We start from the raw sequence: 19406 nt of genomic DNA on the forward strand, positions 1-19406 counted from the left end.
GCCCGGGGCCGCATCGCGTTGGGGGGATGGGTGGCGGATGTTCTGGTGATCGGGCGATCGAGTTTTCTCGCCCGCAGCTTTGTTGAGGCTCACGGCGCCGCCGGCATCCGCCACGCCGCCTGGGCCGATGTGGCGCGGCCGGAGACCTTCGAGGGCATCGGCTGCGTCGTCAACTTCGCCCTCGATCCGCGCTATATGCGCGAGGCCTATGACCCGGCGCTCGACTGCGACCGCACCCTGGCCGAGGCGATCGGCCGGGCCCAGCGCGACGGCCGCATGCCGGCGGACGCGCATGTGGTGATGATCAGCACCCGCAAGGTCTACGGCCCGGCCGGCGACGAGCCTCTGGTCGAGACCCGGACGCCGGCGCCGCAGGACGCCTATGGCCGCAACAAGCTGGTGACCGAGGAGCTGCTGCGGGACCGGTTCGGGCCGAATCTCACCATCCTGCGCCTGTCCAACATCTTCGGCTTCGAGGATGTGCCGGGCCGCCGCACCTTCCTCGGGATGCTGCTGCGGTCGCTGCGCGGGGAAGGGGTGATCCGCTACGACCTGAGCCCCTTCACGCTGAAGGACTTCCTGCCGGTCGACGCCTTCGTGGCGGCGTTGGCCGAGGTGGTGCGGGCGCGGCCCGGCGGCCTGTTCAATCTCGGCTCCGGCGTGGCGCTCGAGATCGGCTGGCTGGCGATGTGGATCCTCGAAGGCTACGGCCGCGGCAGCCTCAGCATCATCGATCCGTCCATTCGCGATGAATTCACGATAAACGTGGATCGCTTCGTCGCGCGGTTCGGCCCTGTCGCCGATCGCGAGGACATCCGTGCGGCCTGCCTGGCCATTGGAAGGAGACTTGGGGCTTGAACAAGATCGTGATCACCGGTGCCGCCGGTTTCCTCGGCTCGCATCTCGCCGACCTGTTCGTGGCGCGGTATCCGGAGGCTCGCTTCGTCTTCTTCGACAAGATGACCTATTCGGCGGATATCGAGAACATCGTGCACCATCTGCACGACCGCCGGCGCCAGCTGCTGGTGGGTGACATCTGCGATCCCGAGTTCTGCCGTCAGGCGACGGCGGGGGCCGATCTGGTGATCCATGCGGCGGCCGAGAGCCATGTCGACCGGTCGTTCATGAACGCGACCCGCTTCGTCCACACCAACGTCTTCGGCACCCACACGCTGCTCGAGGCATGCCGGATGAACCAGGTGCCGCGGATCATCCACGTCTCCACCGACGAGGTCTATGGCGAGGTGCTGGAGGGCGAGGTCGACGAGGATACGATCCTCAACCCGACCAACCCCTATTCGGCGTCGAAGGCGGCGGCGGAGATGATGGTCCGCAGCCTGATCCACTGCTACAAGATGCCGATCCTGATGATCCGCGGGAACAACATCTTCGGCGCCCGCCAGTATCCGGAGAAGATCATCGCCCGCTTCTGCCTGCGCCTGGTGCGCGGCGAGAAGCTGCCGATCCACGGCAACGGCAGCAATGTCCGCCACTATCTGGCGGCACAGGACATGGCCGAGGCGATCGCCCTGATCAACGAGCTCGGCGAGATCGGGCAGGTCTACAACATCGGCTCGGACGAGGAGTACACCAACCTGCAGGTCACGCAGATGATCTGCGACGCCTTCGGCGTCCGGATGCAGGAGGTGGTCGAGTTCGTCGAGGACCGGCCGTTCAACGACCGGCGCTACTCGATCTCCTCCCAGAAGCTGCGCAGCCTGGGCTGGGCGCCGCGGCGCCGCTTGGCCGAGGAGATCCCGGCCATCGCCCAGTGGTATCGCGACAACGCCAAGCGTTACGAGTGGGACGAGGTCTGACCGCCTGACGGAACGCGCCCGGCCGCGAGGCCGGGCGCTCGGGGCGATCAGGACGGATCGACCCAGAAGGTATCGGGGCGGTAGATGCCGAAATGCGCCCCGGGATCCCAGGAGAAGATGCCCTTCTCCGGCACGTTGTGCAGCCGGGCCTTGACCACGATCGGCTGCAGCACGCCCTGGACGGTGCCGATCGAGGTCACCTGGTCGGCCTGGATCCTGAGCATTTCACGGGTGATGGCGTCGCGCCGGCCCTGGTCGGTGGTGCCGCGCCATTCGTCGTAGAGGGCCATCAGCTTCTCGCCGAATTCGAGGTCCGGCTTCTCGCCGGCGCCGCCCTTGGTCTGCACGTACTGGCCCCATTTCGGGTATTGCAGCCAGTTCTGGTCGACCGGCGCCAGCTGCGACGGCACGGTCGTCGGCGTGATCAGGCCGTTGTCCCAGCCCATCCACACCGACATCACCACGTCGCCGGCGAAGATCCGCTGCAGGAACACGTCGCGCTGCGACTGGGCGGTGTGCAGCGCCACGCCGATCTTGGCCCAGCTCTCGCGGATCAACTGCAGGATGTCGGTCTCGAGGGTGCGCTCGCCGGCGCTCTCGACCACGATCTCCAGCCGCTTGCCGTTCGGCATCAGCCGAATGCCGTCGCCGTCGCGCTTCGACAGGCCGATCTCGTCCAGCAAGGCGTTGGCCTTCTCCGGGTCGAACGTGGCCCATTCGGTCGCCAGCGTTTCGTCGTAATAGGGGGATTCCGGCAGAACCGTGTTCTGGCCCGGCCGGGCCTGGCCGAAGAACACGGTCTGGTTGATCTCGTCGCGGTCGATGCCGAGCGACAGGGCGCGGCGGAAGCGGACGTCGCGGTTGAGAGTCCGCCAGTCCTTGTCGTTGCAGTTCAGGTTCGGGTAGAGCGCGACCTCCGAGCCGAGGGCGGTCGGCCACAGCCGCACCTTGTAGCCGCCGGCCTGCTCTCCCGCCTTGAGGAAGCTGATGTTGTCGAAGCGCAGGCCGCGGGCCTGAAGGTCGGAGTCCCCGGTGCCGGCCTTGGCCGGGATCAGCGAGCCCTCGACCACGTTGACGACGACGCGGTCGAGATAGGGCAGTTGCCGGCCCTGGCTGTCGACTCGGTGATAATAGGGGTTGCGGACGAAGACGAAGCGTTCCGCCGGGCTCTTGGTGGTGTTGATCCAGGGCTCGAGCTGCGGCAGCTCCGGGTTGGCCGCGTCGATCAGCTTGCTGCGCTGGGTGTACAGGGCGACCCAGTTGCGGGCGCCGGCTTCCTTGACCTTGGCCTCCAGCGCCGCCGCATCGGCATATTTCTTGTGGAACTGCTTCAGATAGTGCGCCGGCGCGAAGATGTAGAGCGGGCTGGCGCCGGCGATCGCCGGCAGGAACTCCGGGTTCGGCTTGGACCAGGAATAGCGGACCGTGAACGGGTCCGGGAACTCGACCTTCGGCAGCTCGCCGTCGACCAGCAGGCGTGAATCCGGGCCGTAGGGCATCAGCTCCTTGTCCAGCGACACGTCCTCCCAGAAATAGCGGAAGTCGTCACTGGTGAAGGGCTGGCCGTCGGACCATTTGTGGCCGGGCCGCAGATGCAGGGTGAAGACCTTCTCGCCCTCGACCTCGACCGACTGCAGGATGTCCGGATGCAGCTTGAAGTCCGGGCCGTAGCCGACCAGCCGGGCATAGCTGTAGGTGTTCATGATCCGGATGTCGCGGGCCCGGCCGGCCATCCAGCTGATCTCGCCGCCCTGGCGGCCCGGCTGCTTGCCCTCCGCCGCCATGTCGACCACGACCGGGGCCTCGGGCACCCGCTGGGTTACCGGCGGCAGCTTGCCGGCCGCCACGTCCTGCTCGTACAGCGGCGTCTCGACCAGCGTCAGCGAAGCGGCGCCGGCCGGGACGGCAGCGGCAAGCGCGACGGCAGCCGCAGCGGCCGCGGCCAATCGGAAAATCCAGGTCATCTGCCTACCCTGTTGTGGGTTTTTTGATCGTTCCCTCGAAGGCCGGCAGTATCGGCCGGTCGGGGGCGGATTGTGAAGCCCGACAATTGGGGCAGGGCGGTGTCGTGCCCATCCGGCCTCTTTCCGTCGCTCCACCGGAACGGAACGGCCCTTCGGAAAGTCATTCCAGATGAGTCCGCTTGCGGCCGCAGACCTTCGACGGAGGCACCGACATGTCGAATTCGATCTGGAAGCGATACGGCTATGGATGGGTGACGCTCGGCTTCTTCGTCATCTCCCTTGTCGGGCACTGGCTGTTCGGGTGGTTCGCCTATGTCGACGAACAGCGGCAGCACGGGACTGCGCCGGAGATCGGGGCCTATGTGGTCGAGATGTCCCGCGACACGCTGGAGAACTGGCAGTCGGAGTTCCTGCAGCTGCTCTGGCAGATCGGCGGCCTCGCCTTCCTCCTCTATGTCGGCTCGCCGCAGTCGAAGGAGGGCGACGACCGGATGGAGGCCAAGCTCGACGCAATCCTAGCCTCGGTGGAGCCGGAGCGGGCCGATGCCATCATCGACGAGATCGATCGCGAATATACGGGCCGGCACACCGATCCGCGCTGGAGCCGGCTGGCCGCGTCGGTCGCCCGGTCGCACCGGGGTGGTGCGGGGCGGTGACGGGCAGGCCCGTTGCTCAACCGCCTTCGCGATAGTTCCTGCGGACCGCCTCCTGCGATGCCCGCTCGACCTCGCGGCTGCGGCGGCGGTAGCGCCATTGCATGGTGCCGTAGATCAGGCCCGCGGCCAGGACCACCACCAGCAGCACGTCGACCACGAGCCACAGCCATCCGCCGATATCCATGGTGACCTTCCACCGTGATCCGGGAGGGTGGCCCGACGGCCGCCCCTCTCAGATCGACGCTCCCGACCACGGATCGGTTCCCTGGGACCGGCCGGGAGCGCCGCGGGATCAGCCTTCGGACAGGACCCGCAGCGCCTCGTCGGCCACGACCTGCTCCTCGTCGGTCGGGATGACCAGCACGGCGACAGCGCTGCCGGGGGCGTCGATCCGGCCCGGACCGGCCTCCTCGGCGATCCGCACGCCGAGCCAGCCGAGATGGCGGCAGATCCGGGCGCGGATCTCCGGCTGGTGCTCGCCGATGCCGGCGGTGAAGACGATGGCGTCGAGCCCGCCGAGCGTGACGGCGAGCGCCGCCGCCGCCTGGGCGATGCGGAACGTGAAGATCTCGACCGCCTCGCGCGCCGCCGGGTCGTCGCTGGCCAGCAGCTCCCGCGTGTCGCCGCTGGTCCCGGACAGGCCGAGCAGGCCGGAGCGGCGATAGAGCAGGTCCGACACCTCCTCGACCCGCATGCCGCCCGGGCCGAGCAGATGCAGCAGCACCCCGGCGTCGAGCGCGCCGGGCCGCGTCGCCATCGGCACCCCGTCGAGCGCCGAGAAGCCCATCGTCGTCTCGACGCTGGCGCCGTCCCGCAGGGCGCAAAGGCTGGCGCCGCTGCCGAGATGGGCTACCACGACCCGCCCGGCCGCGAGCTGTGGATAGGCGCGACGCAGCGCGCTCGCGATGAACTGGTAGGACAGGCCATGGAAGCCGTAGCGCTTGATCCCCTGGTCGTGCATCGCCCGGGGCAGGGCGAAGCGGCGCACCAGATCGGCCTGCCCGGCATGGAAGGCGGTGTCGGAGGAGGCGGTCTGGACGATGTCGGGCCGCAGCGCGCCCACCGCCTCGATCAGCCGCAGCGCCGGCGGCTGGTGCAGCGGCGCCAGCGGTACCAGCGCCTCCAGCCCGGCGAACACCTCCTCGGTGACGCGGACCGGCCCGGTGAAGCCCTCGCCGCCATGCACCACCCGATGGCCGGCCAGGGCGAGGCCGGCGAGGCCGAGCCGGTCCTCCAGCACGCGCAGGCAGCCGCCGAGCACGGCCCCGAGGTCCTTCGCATCCGCGACGCCGATCTCGGCCGTCCCGGATGCGCCCTCCGCCTCGAGGCGCAGCGCCAGCGGCTGTGCCTTCAGGTCGAGCACGGCCTTGGCGCGACGCGCCGCCCGGCCGTCCCGGGCCTCGAACAGGCCGAGCTTGATCGAGGAGGAGCCCGCGTTGAGGGCGAGGATTCCGGTCGGCATGGCGCTCAGTCGAACGGCGCCGCGGTGCCGCGGCCGGGCCAGCTCCAGTCGGCGATGTCGGGCATGTCGCGGCCGTGCTGCCGGACGTAATCGTGATGCTCCGCCAGCCGGTCCTGGAACCGTTGCCGCGCCCGGTCGCCCTCGGCGCCGAGCTGCAGCCGGTCGATTGCGGCGATCGCCAGGTGGAAGCGGTCCAGCGCGTTCAGCACCACCATGTCGAAGGGCGTGGTGGTGGTGCCTTCCTCGCGATAGCCGTGGACGTGGATATTGTCGTGGTTGGTCCGCTTATAGGTCAGGCGGTGGATCAGCTGCGGATAGCCGTGGAAGGCGAAGATCACCGGCCTGTCCCGGGTGAACAGGGCGTCGAACTCCTCCTCCGGCAGCCCGTGCGGGTGGTGTTCCTTCGGCTGCAGCGCCATCAGGTCGACGACATTGACCAGCCGGATGCGCAGCCGTGGCAGATGCTCGCGCAGCAGCGACACGGCGGCGGCGGCCTCCAGCGTCGGCACGTCGCCGGCGCAGGCCAGCACCACGTCGGGGTCGCCGTCGCCCTCGTTGCTGGCCCAGCCCCAGCGGCCGATGCCGGCGGCGCAATGGGCGGCGGCCTGGTCGATGTCCAGCCACTGGGGCGAAGGCTGCTTGCCGGCGACGATGACGTTGATGCGGTTGTACGTTCTGAGGCAGTGGTCGGTCACCATCAGCAGCGTGTTGGCGTCGGGCGGCAGATAGACCCGGACGATGTCGGCCTTCTTGTTGACGACGTGGTCGATGAAGCCCGGGTCCTGGTGGCTGAAGCCGTTGTGGTCCTGCCGCCAGACATGCGAGGTCAGCAGGTAGTTCAGCGACGAGATCGGCTGCCGCCAGGGCAGGTCGCGCGACACCTTCAGCCATTTCGCGTGCTGGTTGACCATCGAATCGACGATGTGGATGAAGGCCTCGTAGCAGGAGAACAGGCCGTGCCGGCCGGTCAGGAGATAGCCTTCGAGCCAGCCCTGGCACAGATGCTCGCTCAGCACCTCCATCACCCGGCCCTCGGGGGAAAGGTGCACGTCCTCGGGCAGGATCGGCTGCATCCACACCCGCTCGGTCGCCTCGAACACGGCGTCGAGGCGGTTGGAGACGGTCTCGTCCGGGCCCATCAGGCGGAAGTTGTCCGGATTCAGCCGGATGACGTCGCGCAGCAGCTTGCCCATGGCGCGGGTCGCCTCGCCGCGGCTGCCGCCGGGGTGCGGCACGTCGAGGGCGAAGCCGCGATAGTCGGGAAGCTCCAGCTCCCGGCGCAGCCGCCCGCCATTGGCATGCGGGTTGGCCCCCATGCGCCGGTCGCCCTGCGGCGCCAGCGCCTGCAGCTCCGGCACCAGCCGGCCGGTCCCGTCGAACAGCTTCTCCGGCCGATAGCTGCGCATCCAGGCCTCGAGCTGGGCGAGATGCGCCGGGTTCTTGGCCAGGCCGTCGAGCGGCACCTGATGCGACCGCCAGAAGCCTTCGGTCTTCAGGCCGTCGACCTCCTTCGGGCCGGTCCAGCCCTTGGGCGTGCGCAGGATGATCATCGGCCAAGGCGGCCGCGCCGTGCCGTCGGCCTGCGTGCCCTCGCGGATCTCGCGGATCCGGTCGACGACGGTGTCGAGCGTGGCCGCCATCGCCTGGTGCGTCGGCATCGGATCCGACCCCTCGACGAAATAGGGCTCGTAGCCGAAGCCCTGGAACAGGCGCAGCAGCTCCTCATCCGTCATCCGGCCGAGGAGGGTCGGGTTGGCGATCTTGTAGCCGTTCAGATGCAGGATCGGCAGCACGGCGCCGTCGACCCGCGGGTTCAGGAACTTGTTGGAATGCCAGGAGGCGGCCAGCGGCCCGGTCTCGGCCTCGCCGTCGCCGACCACGCAGGCGACGATCAGCTCCGGGTTGTCGAGCGCCGCGCCATAGGCATGGGCCAGGGCGTAGCCCAGCTCGCCGCCCTCATGGATCGACCCCGGCGTCTCCGGCGCCGCGTGGCTCGGGATGCCGCCGGGGAAGGAGAACTGGCGGAACAGCCGGCGCATGCCCTCCCGGTCCTGCCCGACCTCCGGATAGATCTCGGAATAGGTGCCTTCGAGCCAGGTGTTCGCGACCACCGCCGGCCCGCCATGGCCGGGGCCACAGATGAAGATCATGTCGAGATCTTCGCGGGCGATCACCCGGTTGAGATGGGCGTAGATGAAGTTCAGCCCCGGCGTCGTGCCCCAATGGCCCAGCAGCCTGGGCTTGACGTGCTCGATCGCGAGAGGCTGTTCCAGAAGCGGGTTGTCGAGCAGATAGATCTGCCCGACCGACAGGTAGTTCGCCGCGCGCCAATAGGCGTCGAGCAGTTCCAGCCCCTGGTCTTCGGCCTGATGTTCCATCATCTCGCCCACCCCTCTGCGATTGACCTGACCAGCGTGGCGCCGTCCTGGGCGGCCGCGTTTGAGGCAGCGCAAGGCGCTCCCGCGCGGGTCGTGCCGCCGTCATCGCAGCAATAGAGGCAGCCGTGATTCCGGTCCCCGCGATGCGACCAATTTTCCGCGCGGGCGGCCGCGGCCGGGCCGGAACGGCCCGTCGGCGGGCGCTGTTGCCGGGTTGACATCCTGACATCAATGCCAGCCACGGAGAAGCGCGATGGCCCGCCCGACTGCCGGCGACGTCCTGGTCGAAACCCTGGTCGATTGGGGGGTGGACACCGTCTTCGGCATCCCCGGCGACGGCATCAACGGCGTGATGGAGGCGCTCCGCACCCGGCAGGACCGGATCCGCTTCATCCAGGTGCGGCACGAGGAAGCGGCCGCCTTCGCCGCCTGCGCCTATGCCAAATGGACCGGCCGGCTGGGCGTCTGCCTCGCCACCTCCGGCCCCGGCGGCATCCATCTGCTGAACGGCCTCTACGACGCCAAGCTGGACGGGCAGCCGGTGCTGGCGATCACCGGGCTGCAGTTCCACGACCTGATGGACACCTTCACCCAGCAGGACGTGGACATGGACCGGCTGTTCGCCGACGTCGCCGCCTACAACGTCCGGATCATGGGGCCGGCCCATGTCGAGAACGCGGTCGAGCTGGCGTGCCGGACGGCGCTGGCCTATCGCGCCGTGTCGCATGTCACCATCCCGGCCGACATCCAGTCGCAGCCGGTCGAGGCGCGGACGCGGTCGGAGCGCAACGTGCCCGGCCATGTCTCCGACGTGATGGCCGTTTCGGCCCAGATGCCGAGCGAGGACCAGCTGGCGCGGGCGGCCGCGATCCTGAACGCCGGGAAGAGGATGGCGATCCTGGCCGGCCGCGGCGCGCTCGGCGCGCGGGAGGCGCTGGAGGCGGTGGCCGAGCGCCTCGGCGCCCCGGTGATCAAGCCGCTGCTGGGCAAGGGCGCGCTGCCGGACGACAGCCCCTATTCGACCGGCGGCATCGGCCTGCTCGGCACCCGGCCGTCGCAGGAGGCGCTGGAGGAATGCGACACGCTGCTGATCGCCGGCAGCGCCTTCCCCTATATCGAATACTACCCGCGGCCGGGGCAGGCGCGGGCGGTGCAGATCGACCTGAACCCCCAGCGCATCGGCCTGCGCTACCCGGTCGAGGCCGGGCTGGTCGGCGATACGCGCAAGGTGCTGGAGGCGCTGCTGCCCCGGCTGCAGCACCGCGAGGACCGCTCCTTCCTCGCCAAGGCGCAGGCCGGGATGCAGGAGTGGAACGCGCTGATGGTCGAGCGCGGCACACGGCAGGACAAGCCGATGAAGCCGCAGGTGGTGGCGCATGAGCTGGACAAGCTGCTGCGCCACGACGCGATCATCGCCACCGATTCCGGCACCGTCACCACCTGGGCGGCGCGGCACCTGACGATCCGGGACGGGATGATGTTCTCCTGCTCCGGCACCCTGGCCTCGATGGCCTGCGGCCTGCCCTATGCCATCGCGGCGGCGGTGGCCCATCCGGGCCGGCAGGTGGTGTGCTTCATCGGCGACGGCGGCCTGACCATGCTGATCGGCGAGCTGGCGACCTGCGTGAAATACGGGCTCGATATCAAGATCGTGGTGATCAAGAACAACGCTCTCGGCCAGATCAAGTGGGAGCAGATGGTGTTCCTGGGGAACCCGGAATATGCCTGCGAGCTGGAGCCGGTCGATTTCGCCGCCGTGGCGCGGGGCTTCGGCATCCCGGGCTACACGGTGGACGACCCGGCCCGCTGCGGCGAGGTGCTGCGCCAGGCGATGGCGGCGCCCGGCCCGGCGCTGGTCGAGGCGGTGGTCGACCCGCATGAGCCGCCGATGCCGGCCAAGGCGACGCTGAGGCAGGCGGCGCATCTGGCGGAGGCGCTGGCGCGCGGCACGCCGGCGCGGCGAAAGATCGCGATGACCGTGGCCTCCGACACCGTGAGGGAGCTGGTCTAGGCGAAGATCGCGACCAGCAGGATCAGGAGCAGAACCAGCAGGCCGGCGAGGATTGCCAGCGTCGAGCGTTGGCGGCCCTCCTGCTCCGGCCCGCGCGCCAGGCTGACGTCGAGCGCGCTTTCGATCGCCCGGCGGCCCTCGGGCTCGTCTCGCACGGGCTGGTCCGCGGCGTCCGGCGGCGCGCGGCGCGGCGTCTCCGCATCCGACATCATGTCTCGCCTCCATCGGCAAGCCTATGGATGGACAGGAAATGGCCGCCGCTGCGCCGGGGTTCCGCCCGGAACGGCGGCGGCGGCCGCGCCGTTGCCCAGGCAGCAACCGGTGAGGGAGCCAGCGATGGCGACGATGAGATCCGTCCGAATCCATGAGTTCGGCGGCCCGGAGGTGCTGGCGGTCGAGGAGATCGCGACGCCGCATCCAATGGCCGGCGAGGTCCTGGTCCGCGTGCATGCGGCCGGCGTGAACCCGGTCGACTACAAGGTCCGCTCGGGCCAGTACCCGCCGGTCGGGCGGGACCGGCTGCCGGTCGTGCTGGGCCGCGACATCGCCGGCGAGGTGGTGGAGAGCGGCGGCGGCCGCGGCGACCTGCCGGCGGTCGGCGACCCGGTCTACGCCATGCTGGGCCCGGACCGCGGCGGCTATGCCGATTACGCGGTGGTGAAGTCCGAGGAGGTGGCGCCGAAGCCCGAGGGGCTGAGCGATGCCGAGGCCGCGGCGGTGCCGCTGGCCGCGCTCACCGCCTGGCAGGGGCTGTTCGACCATGGCGGCCTGCAGCCGGGGCAGCGGGTGCTGATCCATGGCGGGGCGGGCGGTGTCGGCCATTTCGCCGTCCAGTTCGCCAAGGCCCGCGGCGCCTTCGTCGCCACCACCGTCTCCGGCGACGACCTGGCCTTCGCGCATGAGCTCGGCGCCGACCAGGCGGTCGACTACAAGGCCGACCGGTTCGAGGATCGGGTCGAGCCGGTCGATATGGTGTTCGACCTCGTCGCCGGCGAGACCCAGGACCGGTCCTGGGCCGTACTCAAGCCCGGCGGCATCCTGGTCTCGACCCTGGGGCGGCCGCCGGAGGAGAAGGCGCGGGCGCACCGGGCGCGCGGGGCCGGCTACATGGTGCAGCCCAACGGCCGGCAGCTCGACGAAATCCGCCGGCTGATCGAGGACCGCCAGGTAAGGCCGGTGGTCGGGGCGGTGCTGCCGCTGAAGGAAGCCTCGGCCGCGCATGAGCGGCTGGAGCGGCACCGCCTGCGCGGCAAGCTGGTGCTGGAAGTCGCGACTGATGGCGCGCCGGCGGCCGGGGCCTGACCGTCCGATCAGGCCCCCGTCATCGCCGATCTCAGTGGCGGACGAATTTGAAGAAGCGGCTGACGTGGCCGTCGGCGGTGCGGTCCTGGTACAGGAAGGTCAGGTTGGCTTCGTCGAACTTGTCGAAGAACTCCTCCCAGGAGATCTCCTCCAGCGACTCCTCCCGCTTCTGGCCGTCGCCGACGAAGTCGAAGCGCAGGATTCCCGCCTCTTCGCCGCCGCGCTCCGTGCCGCGGACGGTGGTCGGGACGGCGCCGCGCTGCTCCGCCCAGCGGCGGATGGTGTCGTGGTCGCGCGTCTCCTGCGCTTCGGTCCTGCCGCTCTGGTGCTGGGTGGCCATGGGAACCTCCGTTCTCTCGGATCACTCCAGGGCAATGGCGAGGGGCGCGGGCCGGTTCCGGCCGGTCAGAAGAACACGGAGCGGCCGGTGTCCGGCGCGATCTCGCCGGGCGCGGCGTGGACCGCCAGCAGCCCCTGCCGCTCGCCGCCACCGCTGCGGCCGGTCACGGTGATCTCGACGCCGCCCTCGCCGTCGAACAGCTCTTCGTTCCAGCGCATCCAGGCCCGGTCGACCGTCTCGATCCCGTTCGGGAAGGCGACGGCCAGCAGGGCCTCGCGGTGCCGGGACAGGGCGCTGACCAAATCCTCGCCCTGGATCTCGACGGGGTCGCCTGCGGGATTGTCGACACGCCAGCTCTGCATGATCGGCCTCCTCGGTGTTGGTGCCTACAGCATCGGCCGCCCGCCGGTCACCGCCAGCACGGCGCCGGTGATGTAGCTCGCCTCCGGCGACGCCAGCAGGACATAGGCGGGGGCCAGCTCTGCCGGCTGCGCGGCGCGGCCGAGCGGGGTGTTCGAGCCGAAGCTCTCGACCCTCTCCGGCGGCATGGTCGACGGGATCAGCGGCGTCCACACCGGCCCCGGCGCCACGCAGTTCACGCGGATTCCCTTCTCGGCCAGCAGCTGCGCGAGGCCGGCGGTGAAGTTGGCGATCGCGCCCTTGGTCGTCGCATAGGGCAGCAGGGTGGGCGACGGCGATTTCGAATTGATCGAGGAGGTGTTGACGATGGCGCTGCCCGGCTTCATGTGCGGCACCGCCGCCTTCGACAGATAGAACTGGCTGTGGATGTTGGTGCGGAAGGTGTGGTCCCACTCCTCGGCGGTGATCTCCTCGATCGTCTCATGGGTCATCTGGTAGGCGGCGTTGTTGACCAGGATGTCGATCCGGCCGAGATCCCGAAGCGTCCGTTCCACCAGCATCCGGCAGTGGTTCTCGTCGCCGACGTCGCCGGCGACGGTGACGGCGCGGCGGCCCGCCTTGATCACCCACTCCGCTGTCTCATGGGCGTCGTCATGCTCGTCGAGATAGGAGATCAGCACATCGGCGCCTTCGCGGGCGAAGGCGATGGCGACCGCGCGCCCGATGCCGGAATCCGCGCCGGTGATCAGGGCGACCCGTCCCTCCAGCTTGCCGCTGCCGCGATAGCTCTCCTCGCCGTGATCGGGGCGAGGGGTCATGGCCGCGGTCTCGCCCGGCGGCCGTTGCTGCTGCTTCGGCTGCGGCGGGGTCGGGCCGGCGGTCTTCGGGTCGGTCATGGCGCTCTCCGTCTCGGCCGGGGTGCTTCTCCCTGGTCAATGGCGGCGGAAAGCGTGGCGTTCCGGGATAGGCACAGCGTACCGGACCCCGAACGGCTTCTGAGGCGCCGGGCCGGCTTCTGCTCGATGGTCGGAGAATTGAATGGTGCCGAAGCGGGGATTTGAACCCCGGACCTACTGATTACGAATCAGTTGCTCTACCCCTGAGCTACTTCGGCGCCGCAGGGCGCGCACCCTATACAGGGCGCGCGCCGCAGCGTCAACCGGCGGTGGCGGCGGGAACCACCGCGCCGGCACTCGTCCCGGCCGGTGGCACCGGCGCGGGCAGCAGGGCGTCGATCTCGACCGGCACCGGGGCCAGGCCGCGGGCCGGGCCGGGGATGCGCCAGGCCAGCGTGTCGAAGCCGTGGCAATGGTCGCACAGCGCCGTCCAGCGCTCGGCCTGGGCGCCGCAAGAATCGCACTCCCAGACCTCGTCCGGGGCCGCCGTCTGCGCCTTGGCCAGCCAGCTGCGCGCCGCGATCGGGTCGTTGCGCTCCGCCGTCTCCAGATCGGCCAGGAGGCGGTAGACGCGGCGCGACGGCGCCACCTGCTCGGCCTTCAGCAGATGGGTGCGGGCGCTGCCCCAGAGCTGGGCCGACAGCTCGGCCTCGGCCAGCATCAGGAGGCCGGTCGCCGAATCCGGCCGCAGCCGCACCAGCTTCTCCAGCCGCTTGACCTTGAGCAGCGTGCCCTCGTCGGCCGGGCCCAAGGCGGCATAGGCGCGGGCGATCTCCGGATGCGGCACGCGGCCCCAGCTCTTCTCCAACAGGCGCGTGGCCTGGCTGTCGCGGCCGGTCAGCTGCAGCAGGCGGCTTTCCTGCAGCGCCGCCGGCACGAAGTCCGGCTCCAGTCCCACCGCCTTGTGGGCGAAGTCCAGCGCCTGGGACAGGTTGCCCGCGGCCTCGGCCTCGCGGCTGCGCTCGACCAGGATCCGGGTCTTGTAGCGGCGCCCGTCCTCGGCCGAGATCGCCTTGACCCGCACCGAATGGGCGAGGCTGAGCTGGGCGTCGGCCCAGCGCTGCTGCGCCACCTCCAGGTCGAAGCAGGCGCGGTGGGTCCAGGCTGCGTCCGGCCGCAGCGACCGGGCGCGCTGCGCCATCTCCAGCGCCTGCATGGACTCCTTGTTGCGCAGCGACTGGTTCAACAGGCCGCGCAGGCCCAGGAACTCCATGTCCGGCCGCTGCAGCATCGCCTCGAAATAGCGGGTGGCGGCGGTGTCGTCGCCGGCCAACTGCGCCGCCTGGGCCGACAGCAGCAAGGTCAGCGGCGGCTCGTCCAGCAGCACGTCGGCCTTGCGGGCGAAGCGCCGCGCCGCCTCGGCGTCGCCGGCGGCGACCGCGACCATGCCGCGGGTCAGGGCGCGATAACCCTTCTCGCGCCGGGCGAAGCGGCGGTTCTCGACGAAGCGGCCCGGAGCCCGGCGCAGCGAGCGCCAGAAGCGGTACAGATAGGCCGCCAGCAGCATCAGCGCCGCCGCGGCCGCCACCAGCACGGCGACCGAGGTCTCGATCACCCGGCCCTGCCACTGGATCTCGACATGGCCCGGCCGGTCGGCCAGCCAGACCGCGACCGCGATCAGGATGGCGAGCTTGAGGGCGTAGAGCAGCAGACGCTTCATGGCGCCTTCGGGGGCTGGGTGTCGGCGGGCTTGGCTTCGACGTCGCCGGCCGCGGCGTCGCTCGCCGCCGCCAGGCGCTGCACCGCCAGCGCGGACAGGCTCTGCAGCGCTGATTCCGCCGCGAGCCGGGCTTCGGCCTGGCCGCGCCATGCCGCCATGGCCGAGGCGGCGGGGCCGGCCAGCGCCTTGACCGCGTCGACCGCGCCGGCCAGGTCGCCGCGCTGCAGCCGGCCCTCGGCCCGGGCCAGCACCGCGTTGGTGTCGTTGCCTTCGACCTCGCCCGGGGCCGGGCGGACCGTGACCAGGTCCTGCACCACCGCCAGGCTGCGGTCGACCCAGTCGCCGCTCTGCGGCTGATCGGCCTTGCGCGCCGCCTCCGCCGCCTGGGCGAAGCCGGTGGCCAGGGCGGCGCGGCTCGGCACCCCCTTCGCCGCCGGCTCCAGCGCCGTCACGGCGCCGGCCAGGGCCGGGTCGGCCTGCGCCAGGCCGCGCAGCAGGGCCAGGGTCTCGTCCAGCGGCGCGCCGGTGTCCAGCGCGCTGCGCAGCTGGCCGGCGGCCAGGCTCAGCGCCTGGGCGCCGGTGTCGCTGCTGCGCAGCCGTTCGACCGTCGTCTTGACCGCATCGACCTGCTGCTGCAGCGCCGCCAGGGTCGAGCCGCTGGCCTGGGTGCCGGAGGACAGGGTGGCGACGGTGTCGCTCAGCGTCTTCACCGCGGCCTGGGCCGATTCCAGCGCCGCGACCCGGGCCTCCAGCGCCGCCACGGCCTCCGGGGCGGGCGCGGCCGGGGCAGGGGCCGGCTGCTGTTGGGATTGTTGCGGCTGGGCCTCCGGCTGGCCCTGCGGCGCCGTGCCGGCCAGCTGGTCCAGCTTCTGCTGCAGCGCGTCGACCCGGGCGGCCAGGTCGGCGCGGCCCTTCTCGATCGCCGCGGGGTCGAGCGGGCCGCCCGGCGGCTTCTCCAGCGCCTCGACGCGCTTGCCGAGTCCGTCGATCGCCTCGGAGATGCCGGACGGGAAGTCGGCCAGCCGCTTCTCGATGAAGGCGACCCGGTCGCTCAGCGTCGGCGAGCCTTGCGGGGCGGGTGGCGGCGCCGTCGGGCCGAACAGCTTCGGCGACCAGATCGGCGCAGTCGCGGACACGGCGGCGAAGACGATGGCGACGCCAGCGGCGGTCCAGGCCGAGCGCGCGACGTTGCCCGGCGGCTCGGCCGGGGGCGGCGGCGGCAGGGGCGGGGGGCCGACGCGCGGCGGGCCGGGCGGGGTCTCGGGCTCGGACAGCTCGGCCGATTCCACGGCGCCCTCCTCGGGCGTGGCCGGGCGGGTCCGCGCCAGCTCGGCCGGGTCCAGCGTGATGCCGTGGGTCTTGGCCGCCGCCAGGATGTCGGCGTGGCGCTGCTCGGGGATGGCGTTGCGCCGCTTCCAGCCCTGCACCGTGGTCACCGGCACGGTCAGCTTCGCCGCCATCGGGCGGATGCCGCCGAAGGCCTCGATCACGCGCTCGGTCGGGGTCAGCGCCTCGCCGCCTTCGCCCGGAAGCCCGAGGCTATCCTCGGCCGGCGGGGCGGCGGGCTCGCCGGCCTTCTCCTCGGAGGAACCCGGCTGAGCCTGGGGGGTGGCCGACGCGTCGTCCGGCTGCTGGGACTCAGGGCCCGAGGGCGCTGCTTCGCCTGGCTTGTCGGGGGTCGGGTCCATACCGTTCGCCGTCCTCGTCTCTTGCTCAGCGGGAAATTCGGAAAGCCGCGCCAGTAGCGACGGCGAATCCGGCCTGTCCGCGATTCGCACCGCCCGCCACGGCGACGGATCCAGCGCCTGGGCGACGGCCGGGCTCAGGCAGACCGCCGTCAGCCCGGCGAGGCGATGGGTCAGGTCGACCCGGGCGGCGAGGGTAGCAAAGACCTTCGCCGTGCGGGGAGAGAAAAACACCACCCCCGCCAGCCGCGGATCGGCCAGGGCCTCCACCGCCGCGGGGGGCAGCTCGGCCGCCGGCCGGGCGCGGTACAGCACGATCCGGCGCACCGTGAAGCCGGCGGGGGAGAGCAGGGCGGACAGGTCGCGCGCCACGTCCTCGCCCGAAGGGTGCAGCAGCACCCCGGCCGCGGGATCCAGCCGGGCGCGGGCCAGCTCGGCCAGGTCGGCGCCGTCGCCGGCGGCGCTGGCGACCTCTTGGAAGCCCAGCATCCGCGCCAGCTCGGCAGTGGCGTCGCCGACCGCCAGCACCGGCAGGTCGCGCCGCGCTACCCGCCGGGCGAAGGCGTCGATGCCGTTGCGGCTGGTGGCCAGCACCGCCTGCACGTCGTCGAGCGCGATCGGGCCGGGGGCGACCGGCTCGATCTCCAGCACCGGCGCGATCACGGGGTCGAGGCCGCGGTCGCGCATCGCCTCGGCGAAGCGCTCGGCCTCCTCCAGCGGCCGGGTGACCAGCCAGCGCGTCATCGGGCCGCCTCCATCACCGCCCCGTCATCCGGCCAGGAAGCGCGGGCCGATGCGGCGGCGTAGGGCCTCGCCGGCCTCGCGGCCCAGCCGCTCCGCCTCGTCGCGCCGGCCGCTGCGCCGGTCCTCGCGCATCTCGGTGCCGTCCGGCAGGGCGACGCGGGAGACCAGGGTCAGCGTGTCCCCCGGTCCCAGCTCCGCCAGCGCCGCGATCGGGGTGCGGCAGCTGCCGTCCAGCGCCGCCAGCAGGGCGCGCTCGGCCGCCACGCGGTCGCCGGTGTCGCGGTCGTGGATGGGGGCGAGCAGGGCCCGAACGCGTCCGTCCCCTTCGCGGCACTCGATGCCGATGGCACCCTGGGCCACGGCCGGCAGCATCTCCTGCGGATCGAGCACGGCCGAGACCCGGTCGGCCCGGCCGATGCGCTTCAGCCCGGCCAGGGCCAGGAGGGTGGCGTCGACCACGCCGGCGTCCAGCTTGGCCAGGCGGGTGTCGACATTGCCGCGGAACGGCACGACGCGCAGGTCGGGCCGCAGGGCCAGAAGCTGGGCCTGCCGCCGCAGGCCGGAGGTGCCGACGACGGCGCCGGGCCTCAGCGTCGCCAGGCTGGCCGGGCCGGTCAGGGCGTCGTCGCGGGCGAACAGCGCGTCGCGCGGGTCCTCGCGCGGCAGCAGGGCGCCGATGATCAGCCCGTCCGGCAGCTTCGTCGGCATGTCCTTCATCGAATGGACGGCGATGTCCAGGCTGCCGTCCAGCAGGCCGTCCTCGATCTCCTTGGTGAACAGCCCCTTGCCGCCGATCTCCGACAGCGGCCGGTCCTGCACCCGGTCTCCGGTGGTGCGGACGACCTGGATCTCGACCGCGCCGGGCGCCGCCAGATCCGGATGCGCCGCGATCAGACGCCGGCGCGTCTCCTCGGCCTGGGCGAGGGCGAGCGCGCTGCCGCGCGTGCCGATGCGGAGAACGGTGCTCATGCGCCGACTTCTAGAAGCCCCCGGCCCGGGGGGCAAGCCGTGCGGGCCTGTTTCGCCACGGTCCTTTCGCCACACGGCCGGACCGCCTATATCGGGCCGATCATGATCGTGCTCGGCATCGAGACCTCCTGCGACGAGACGGCGGCGGCGCTGGTCGACGACCGGCGGCGAATCCTCGCCAATGTCGTGCTCAGCCAGATCGAGGAGCACGCCCCCTATGGCGGCGTGGTGCCCGAGGTGGCGGCGCGCGCCCATCTGGCGCATCTCGACGGCGTGGTCCGCCGGGCGCTGGCGGAGGCCGGGATCGGCCTCGACGCGGTCGACGGCATCGCCGCCACCGCGGGGCCGGGGCTGATCGGCGGCGTCGCGGTCGGAGTGATGACGGCGAAGGGCATCGCCGCCGCCCGCGGCCTGCCCTTCCTCGGCGTCAATCATCTCGAAGGCCATGCCCTGACGGCCCGGCTGACCGACGGGCTGGAGTTCCCTTACCTGCTGCTGCTGGTCTCCGGCGGCCATTGCCAGCTGCTCTGCGTCGAGGGCGTCGGCCGCTACCGGCGCTGGGGCACCACCATCGACGACGCGGTCGGCGAGGCCTTCGACAAGGTCGCCAAGATGCTCGGCCTCGGCCACCCCGGCGGGCCGCTGGTCGAGGCCGCGGCGAAGACCGGCGACCCGAAGCGCTTCGCCCTGCCCCGTCCGATGGTCGGGCGGCCCGACTGCGACTTCTCCTTCTCCGGCCTCAAGACCGCGGTGCGCCGTGCGGTCGCCGAGCTGCCGCAGCCGCCGGCGGAACAGGACGTCGCCGATCTCTGTGCCGCCTTCCAGGACTCGGTCGCGGCCTCGCTGGCCGATCGGGCCAAGCGTGCGATCGCCCGGTTCCGGGCGGAGCATCCGGCCGGCGGCGCCTTCGTGGTGGCCGGGGGCGTCGCCGCCAACCAGCGGCTGCGCGCCCGCCTGTCCGAGGTGTCGGAGGCGGCGGGGCTGCCCTTCGTCGCGCCGCCGCTGCGCCTGTGCACCGACAACGGCGCCATGATCGCCTGGGCGGGGCTGGAGCGGCTGCGGCTCGGTCTGGTCGACGGGCTCGACTGCGCGCCGCGGCCGCGCTGGCCGCTCGACCCGACCGCCGCGGCCGCGATCGGCGCCGGGGTGAAGGCGTGAGTCC

Annotated in this window: 17 protein-coding genes and 1 tRNA gene; 6 read left to right on the forward strand and 12 right to left on the reverse strand. The window is 71.5% G+C overall.

The window, feature by feature from the left end:
* Window positions 1-30: 30 nt before the first annotated feature.
* Window positions 31-858, forward strand: a complete 828-nt coding sequence (locus G537_RS0120015; RefSeq protein WP_026871638.1) for an NAD-dependent epimerase/dehydratase family protein — start codon at window positions 31-33, stop codon at window positions 856-858.
* Complete coding sequence (locus G537_RS0120020; RefSeq protein WP_034852369.1) at window positions 855-1817, forward strand: dTDP-glucose 4,6-dehydratase; 963 nt, start codon at window positions 855-857, stop codon at window positions 1815-1817. Before G537_RS0120015 ends, G537_RS0120020 begins: the two co-directional genes overlap by 4 nt.
* A 47-nt stretch (window positions 1818-1864) precedes the next feature.
* On the opposite strand, the gene G537_RS0120025 is transcribed toward G537_RS0120020, so the two are convergent.
* Window positions 1865-3781: an ABC transporter substrate-binding protein gene (locus G537_RS0120025; RefSeq protein ID WP_034852370.1), complete on the reverse strand. Its 1917-nt coding sequence runs from the start codon at window positions 3779-3781 to the stop codon at window positions 1865-1867.
* A gap of 212 nt (window positions 3782-3993) precedes the next feature.
* Between G537_RS0120025 and G537_RS38890 the strand changes: the two genes are divergently transcribed.
* Window positions 3994-4437: a DUF6766 family protein gene (locus tag G537_RS38890; RefSeq protein WP_034852410.1), complete on the forward strand. Its 444-nt coding sequence runs from the start codon at window positions 3994-3996 to the stop codon at window positions 4435-4437.
* A gap of 16 nt (window positions 4438-4453) precedes the next feature.
* On the opposite strand, the gene G537_RS43785 is transcribed toward G537_RS38890, so the two are convergent.
* From G537_RS43785 to G537_RS0120045, 3 genes are all read right to left on the reverse strand, one after another.
* Complete coding sequence (locus tag G537_RS43785) at window positions 4454-4621, reverse strand: hypothetical protein (protein WP_155888688.1); 168 nt, start codon at window positions 4619-4621, stop codon at window positions 4454-4456.
* 108 nt (window positions 4622-4729) lie between these two features.
* On the reverse strand, window positions 4730-5899 hold the full coding sequence (locus tag G537_RS0120040; RefSeq protein ID WP_026871641.1) for an acetate/propionate family kinase: 1170 nt from the start codon (window positions 5897-5899) through the stop codon (window positions 4730-4732).
* A gap of 5 nt (window positions 5900-5904) precedes the next feature.
* Entirely contained in the window at window positions 5905-8280 is a 2376-nt protein-coding gene (locus tag G537_RS0120045; protein ID WP_155888689.1) for a phosphoketolase family protein, read from the reverse strand.
* A 250-nt stretch (window positions 8281-8530) separates the two neighbouring features.
* On the opposite strand from G537_RS0120045, the gene G537_RS0120050 reads away from it, so the two are divergent.
* Window positions 8531-10288 (forward strand): thiamine pyrophosphate-dependent enzyme, encoded by a 1758-nt coding sequence (locus G537_RS0120050; RefSeq protein ID WP_026871643.1) that lies wholly within the window; start codon window positions 8531-8533, stop codon window positions 10286-10288.
* Here G537_RS0120050 and G537_RS0120055 read toward each other — a convergent pair.
* Window positions 10285-10500, reverse strand: coding sequence for a hypothetical protein (locus G537_RS0120055; RefSeq protein WP_026871644.1), 216 nt, complete (start codon window positions 10498-10500; stop codon window positions 10285-10287). The genes G537_RS0120050 and G537_RS0120055 overlap by 4 nt on opposite strands.
* 124 nt (window positions 10501-10624) lie before the next feature.
* Here G537_RS0120055 and G537_RS0120060 point away from each other — a divergent pair, with 124 nt between their 5' ends.
* Complete coding sequence (locus G537_RS0120060; RefSeq protein WP_211230439.1) at window positions 10625-11590, forward strand: NADP-dependent oxidoreductase; 966 nt, start codon at window positions 10625-10627, stop codon at window positions 11588-11590.
* A 31-nt stretch (window positions 11591-11621) separates the two neighbouring features.
* On the opposite strand, the gene G537_RS0120065 is transcribed toward G537_RS0120060, so the two are convergent.
* The 7 genes from G537_RS0120065 to hemC form a co-directional block, all read right to left on the reverse strand.
* The gene (locus G537_RS0120065; protein WP_026871646.1) at window positions 11622-11930 is read right to left on the reverse strand and encodes a hypothetical protein; all 309 of its coding nucleotides are present in this window, start codon (window positions 11928-11930) and stop codon (window positions 11622-11624) included.
* A 65-nt stretch (window positions 11931-11995) separates the two neighbouring features.
* Complete coding sequence (locus G537_RS0120070; RefSeq protein ID WP_026871647.1) at window positions 11996-12292, reverse strand: hypothetical protein; 297 nt, start codon at window positions 12290-12292, stop codon at window positions 11996-11998.
* A gap of 24 nt (window positions 12293-12316) precedes the next feature.
* Complete coding sequence (locus tag G537_RS0120075) at window positions 12317-13186, reverse strand: SDR family oxidoreductase (RefSeq protein ID WP_026871648.1); 870 nt, start codon at window positions 13184-13186, stop codon at window positions 12317-12319.
* A gap of 143 nt (window positions 13187-13329) precedes the next feature.
* Window positions 13330-13404 (reverse strand) — tRNA-Thr (locus tag G537_RS0120080).
* Window positions 13405-13445: 41 nt separating this feature from the next.
* On the reverse strand, window positions 13446-14846 hold the full coding sequence (locus G537_RS38895) for a heme biosynthesis protein HemY (RefSeq protein ID WP_051248699.1): 1401 nt from the start codon (window positions 14844-14846) through the stop codon (window positions 13446-13448).
* A complete protein-coding gene (locus G537_RS42205) occupies window positions 14843-17275 on the reverse strand; it encodes a uroporphyrinogen-III synthase (RefSeq protein ID WP_051248701.1) in 2433 nt (810 codons plus the stop codon). The genes G537_RS38895 and G537_RS42205 overlap by 4 nt, the downstream gene beginning before the upstream one ends.
* A gap of 24 nt (window positions 17276-17299) precedes the next feature.
* On the reverse strand, window positions 17300-18244 hold the full coding sequence (gene hemC / locus G537_RS0120095; RefSeq protein ID WP_026871649.1) for a hydroxymethylbilane synthase: 945 nt from the start codon (window positions 18242-18244) through the stop codon (window positions 17300-17302).
* 102 nt (window positions 18245-18346) lie between these two features.
* On the opposite strand from hemC, the gene tsaD reads away from it, so the two are divergent.
* Entirely contained in the window at window positions 18347-19402 is a 1056-nt protein-coding gene (gene tsaD, locus G537_RS0120100) for a tRNA (adenosine(37)-N6)-threonylcarbamoyltransferase complex transferase subunit TsaD (RefSeq protein WP_026871650.1), read from the forward strand.
* Window positions 19403-19406 lie beyond the last annotated feature (4 nt).

It is taken from the genome of Inquilinus limosus DSM 16000 (assembly GCF_000423185.1).
Classification (GTDB): domain Bacteria; phylum Pseudomonadota; class Alphaproteobacteria; order DSM-16000; family Inquilinaceae; genus Inquilinus; species Inquilinus limosus.

Excerpts from the sequence above, each read along its gene's own strand:
- G537_RS42205 (WP_051248701.1), bottom strand. The coding sequence starts at position 17,275 with ATGACGCGCTGGCTGGTCACCCGGCCGCTGGAGGAGGCCGAGCGCTTC.
- tsaD (WP_026871650.1), top strand. The coding sequence starts at position 18,347 with ATGATCGTGCTCGGCATCGAGACCTCCTGCGACGAGACGGCGGCGGCG.
- G537_RS0120050 (WP_026871643.1), top strand. The coding sequence starts at position 8,531 with ATGGCCCGCCCGACTGCCGGCGACGTCCTGGTCGAAACCCTGGTCGAT.
- G537_RS0120070 (WP_026871647.1), bottom strand. The coding sequence starts at position 12,292 with ATGCAGAGCTGGCGTGTCGACAATCCCGCAGGCGACCCCGTCGAGATC.
- G537_RS0120025 (WP_034852370.1), bottom strand. The coding sequence starts at position 3,781 with ATGACCTGGATTTTCCGATTGGCCGCGGCCGCTGCGGCTGCCGTCGCG.
- G537_RS0120045 (WP_155888689.1), bottom strand. The coding sequence starts at position 8,280 with ATGATGGAACATCAGGCCGAAGACCAGGGGCTGGAACTGCTCGACGCC.
- G537_RS43785 (WP_155888688.1), bottom strand. The coding sequence starts at position 4,621 with ATGGATATCGGCGGATGGCTGTGGCTCGTGGTCGACGTGCTGCTGGTG.
- G537_RS38890 (WP_034852410.1), top strand. The coding sequence starts at position 3,994 with ATGTCGAATTCGATCTGGAAGCGATACGGCTATGGATGGGTGACGCTC.
- G537_RS0120065 (WP_026871646.1), bottom strand. The coding sequence starts at position 11,930 with ATGGCCACCCAGCACCAGAGCGGCAGGACCGAAGCGCAGGAGACGCGC.
- G537_RS0120055 (WP_026871644.1), bottom strand. The coding sequence starts at position 10,500 with ATGATGTCGGATGCGGAGACGCCGCGCCGCGCGCCGCCGGACGCCGCG.
- G537_RS0120060 (WP_211230439.1), top strand. The coding sequence starts at position 10,625 with ATGGCGACGATGAGATCCGTCCGAATCCATGAGTTCGGCGGCCCGGAG.
- G537_RS0120040 (WP_026871641.1), bottom strand. The coding sequence starts at position 5,899 with ATGCCGACCGGAATCCTCGCCCTCAACGCGGGCTCCTCCTCGATCAAG.
- G537_RS0120075 (WP_026871648.1), bottom strand. The coding sequence starts at position 13,186 with ATGACCGACCCGAAGACCGCCGGCCCGACCCCGCCGCAGCCGAAGCAG.
- hemC (WP_026871649.1), bottom strand. The coding sequence starts at position 18,244 with ATGAGCACCGTTCTCCGCATCGGCACGCGCGGCAGCGCGCTCGCCCTC.
- G537_RS38895 (WP_051248699.1), bottom strand. The coding sequence starts at position 14,846 with ATGAAGCGTCTGCTGCTCTACGCCCTCAAGCTCGCCATCCTGATCGCG.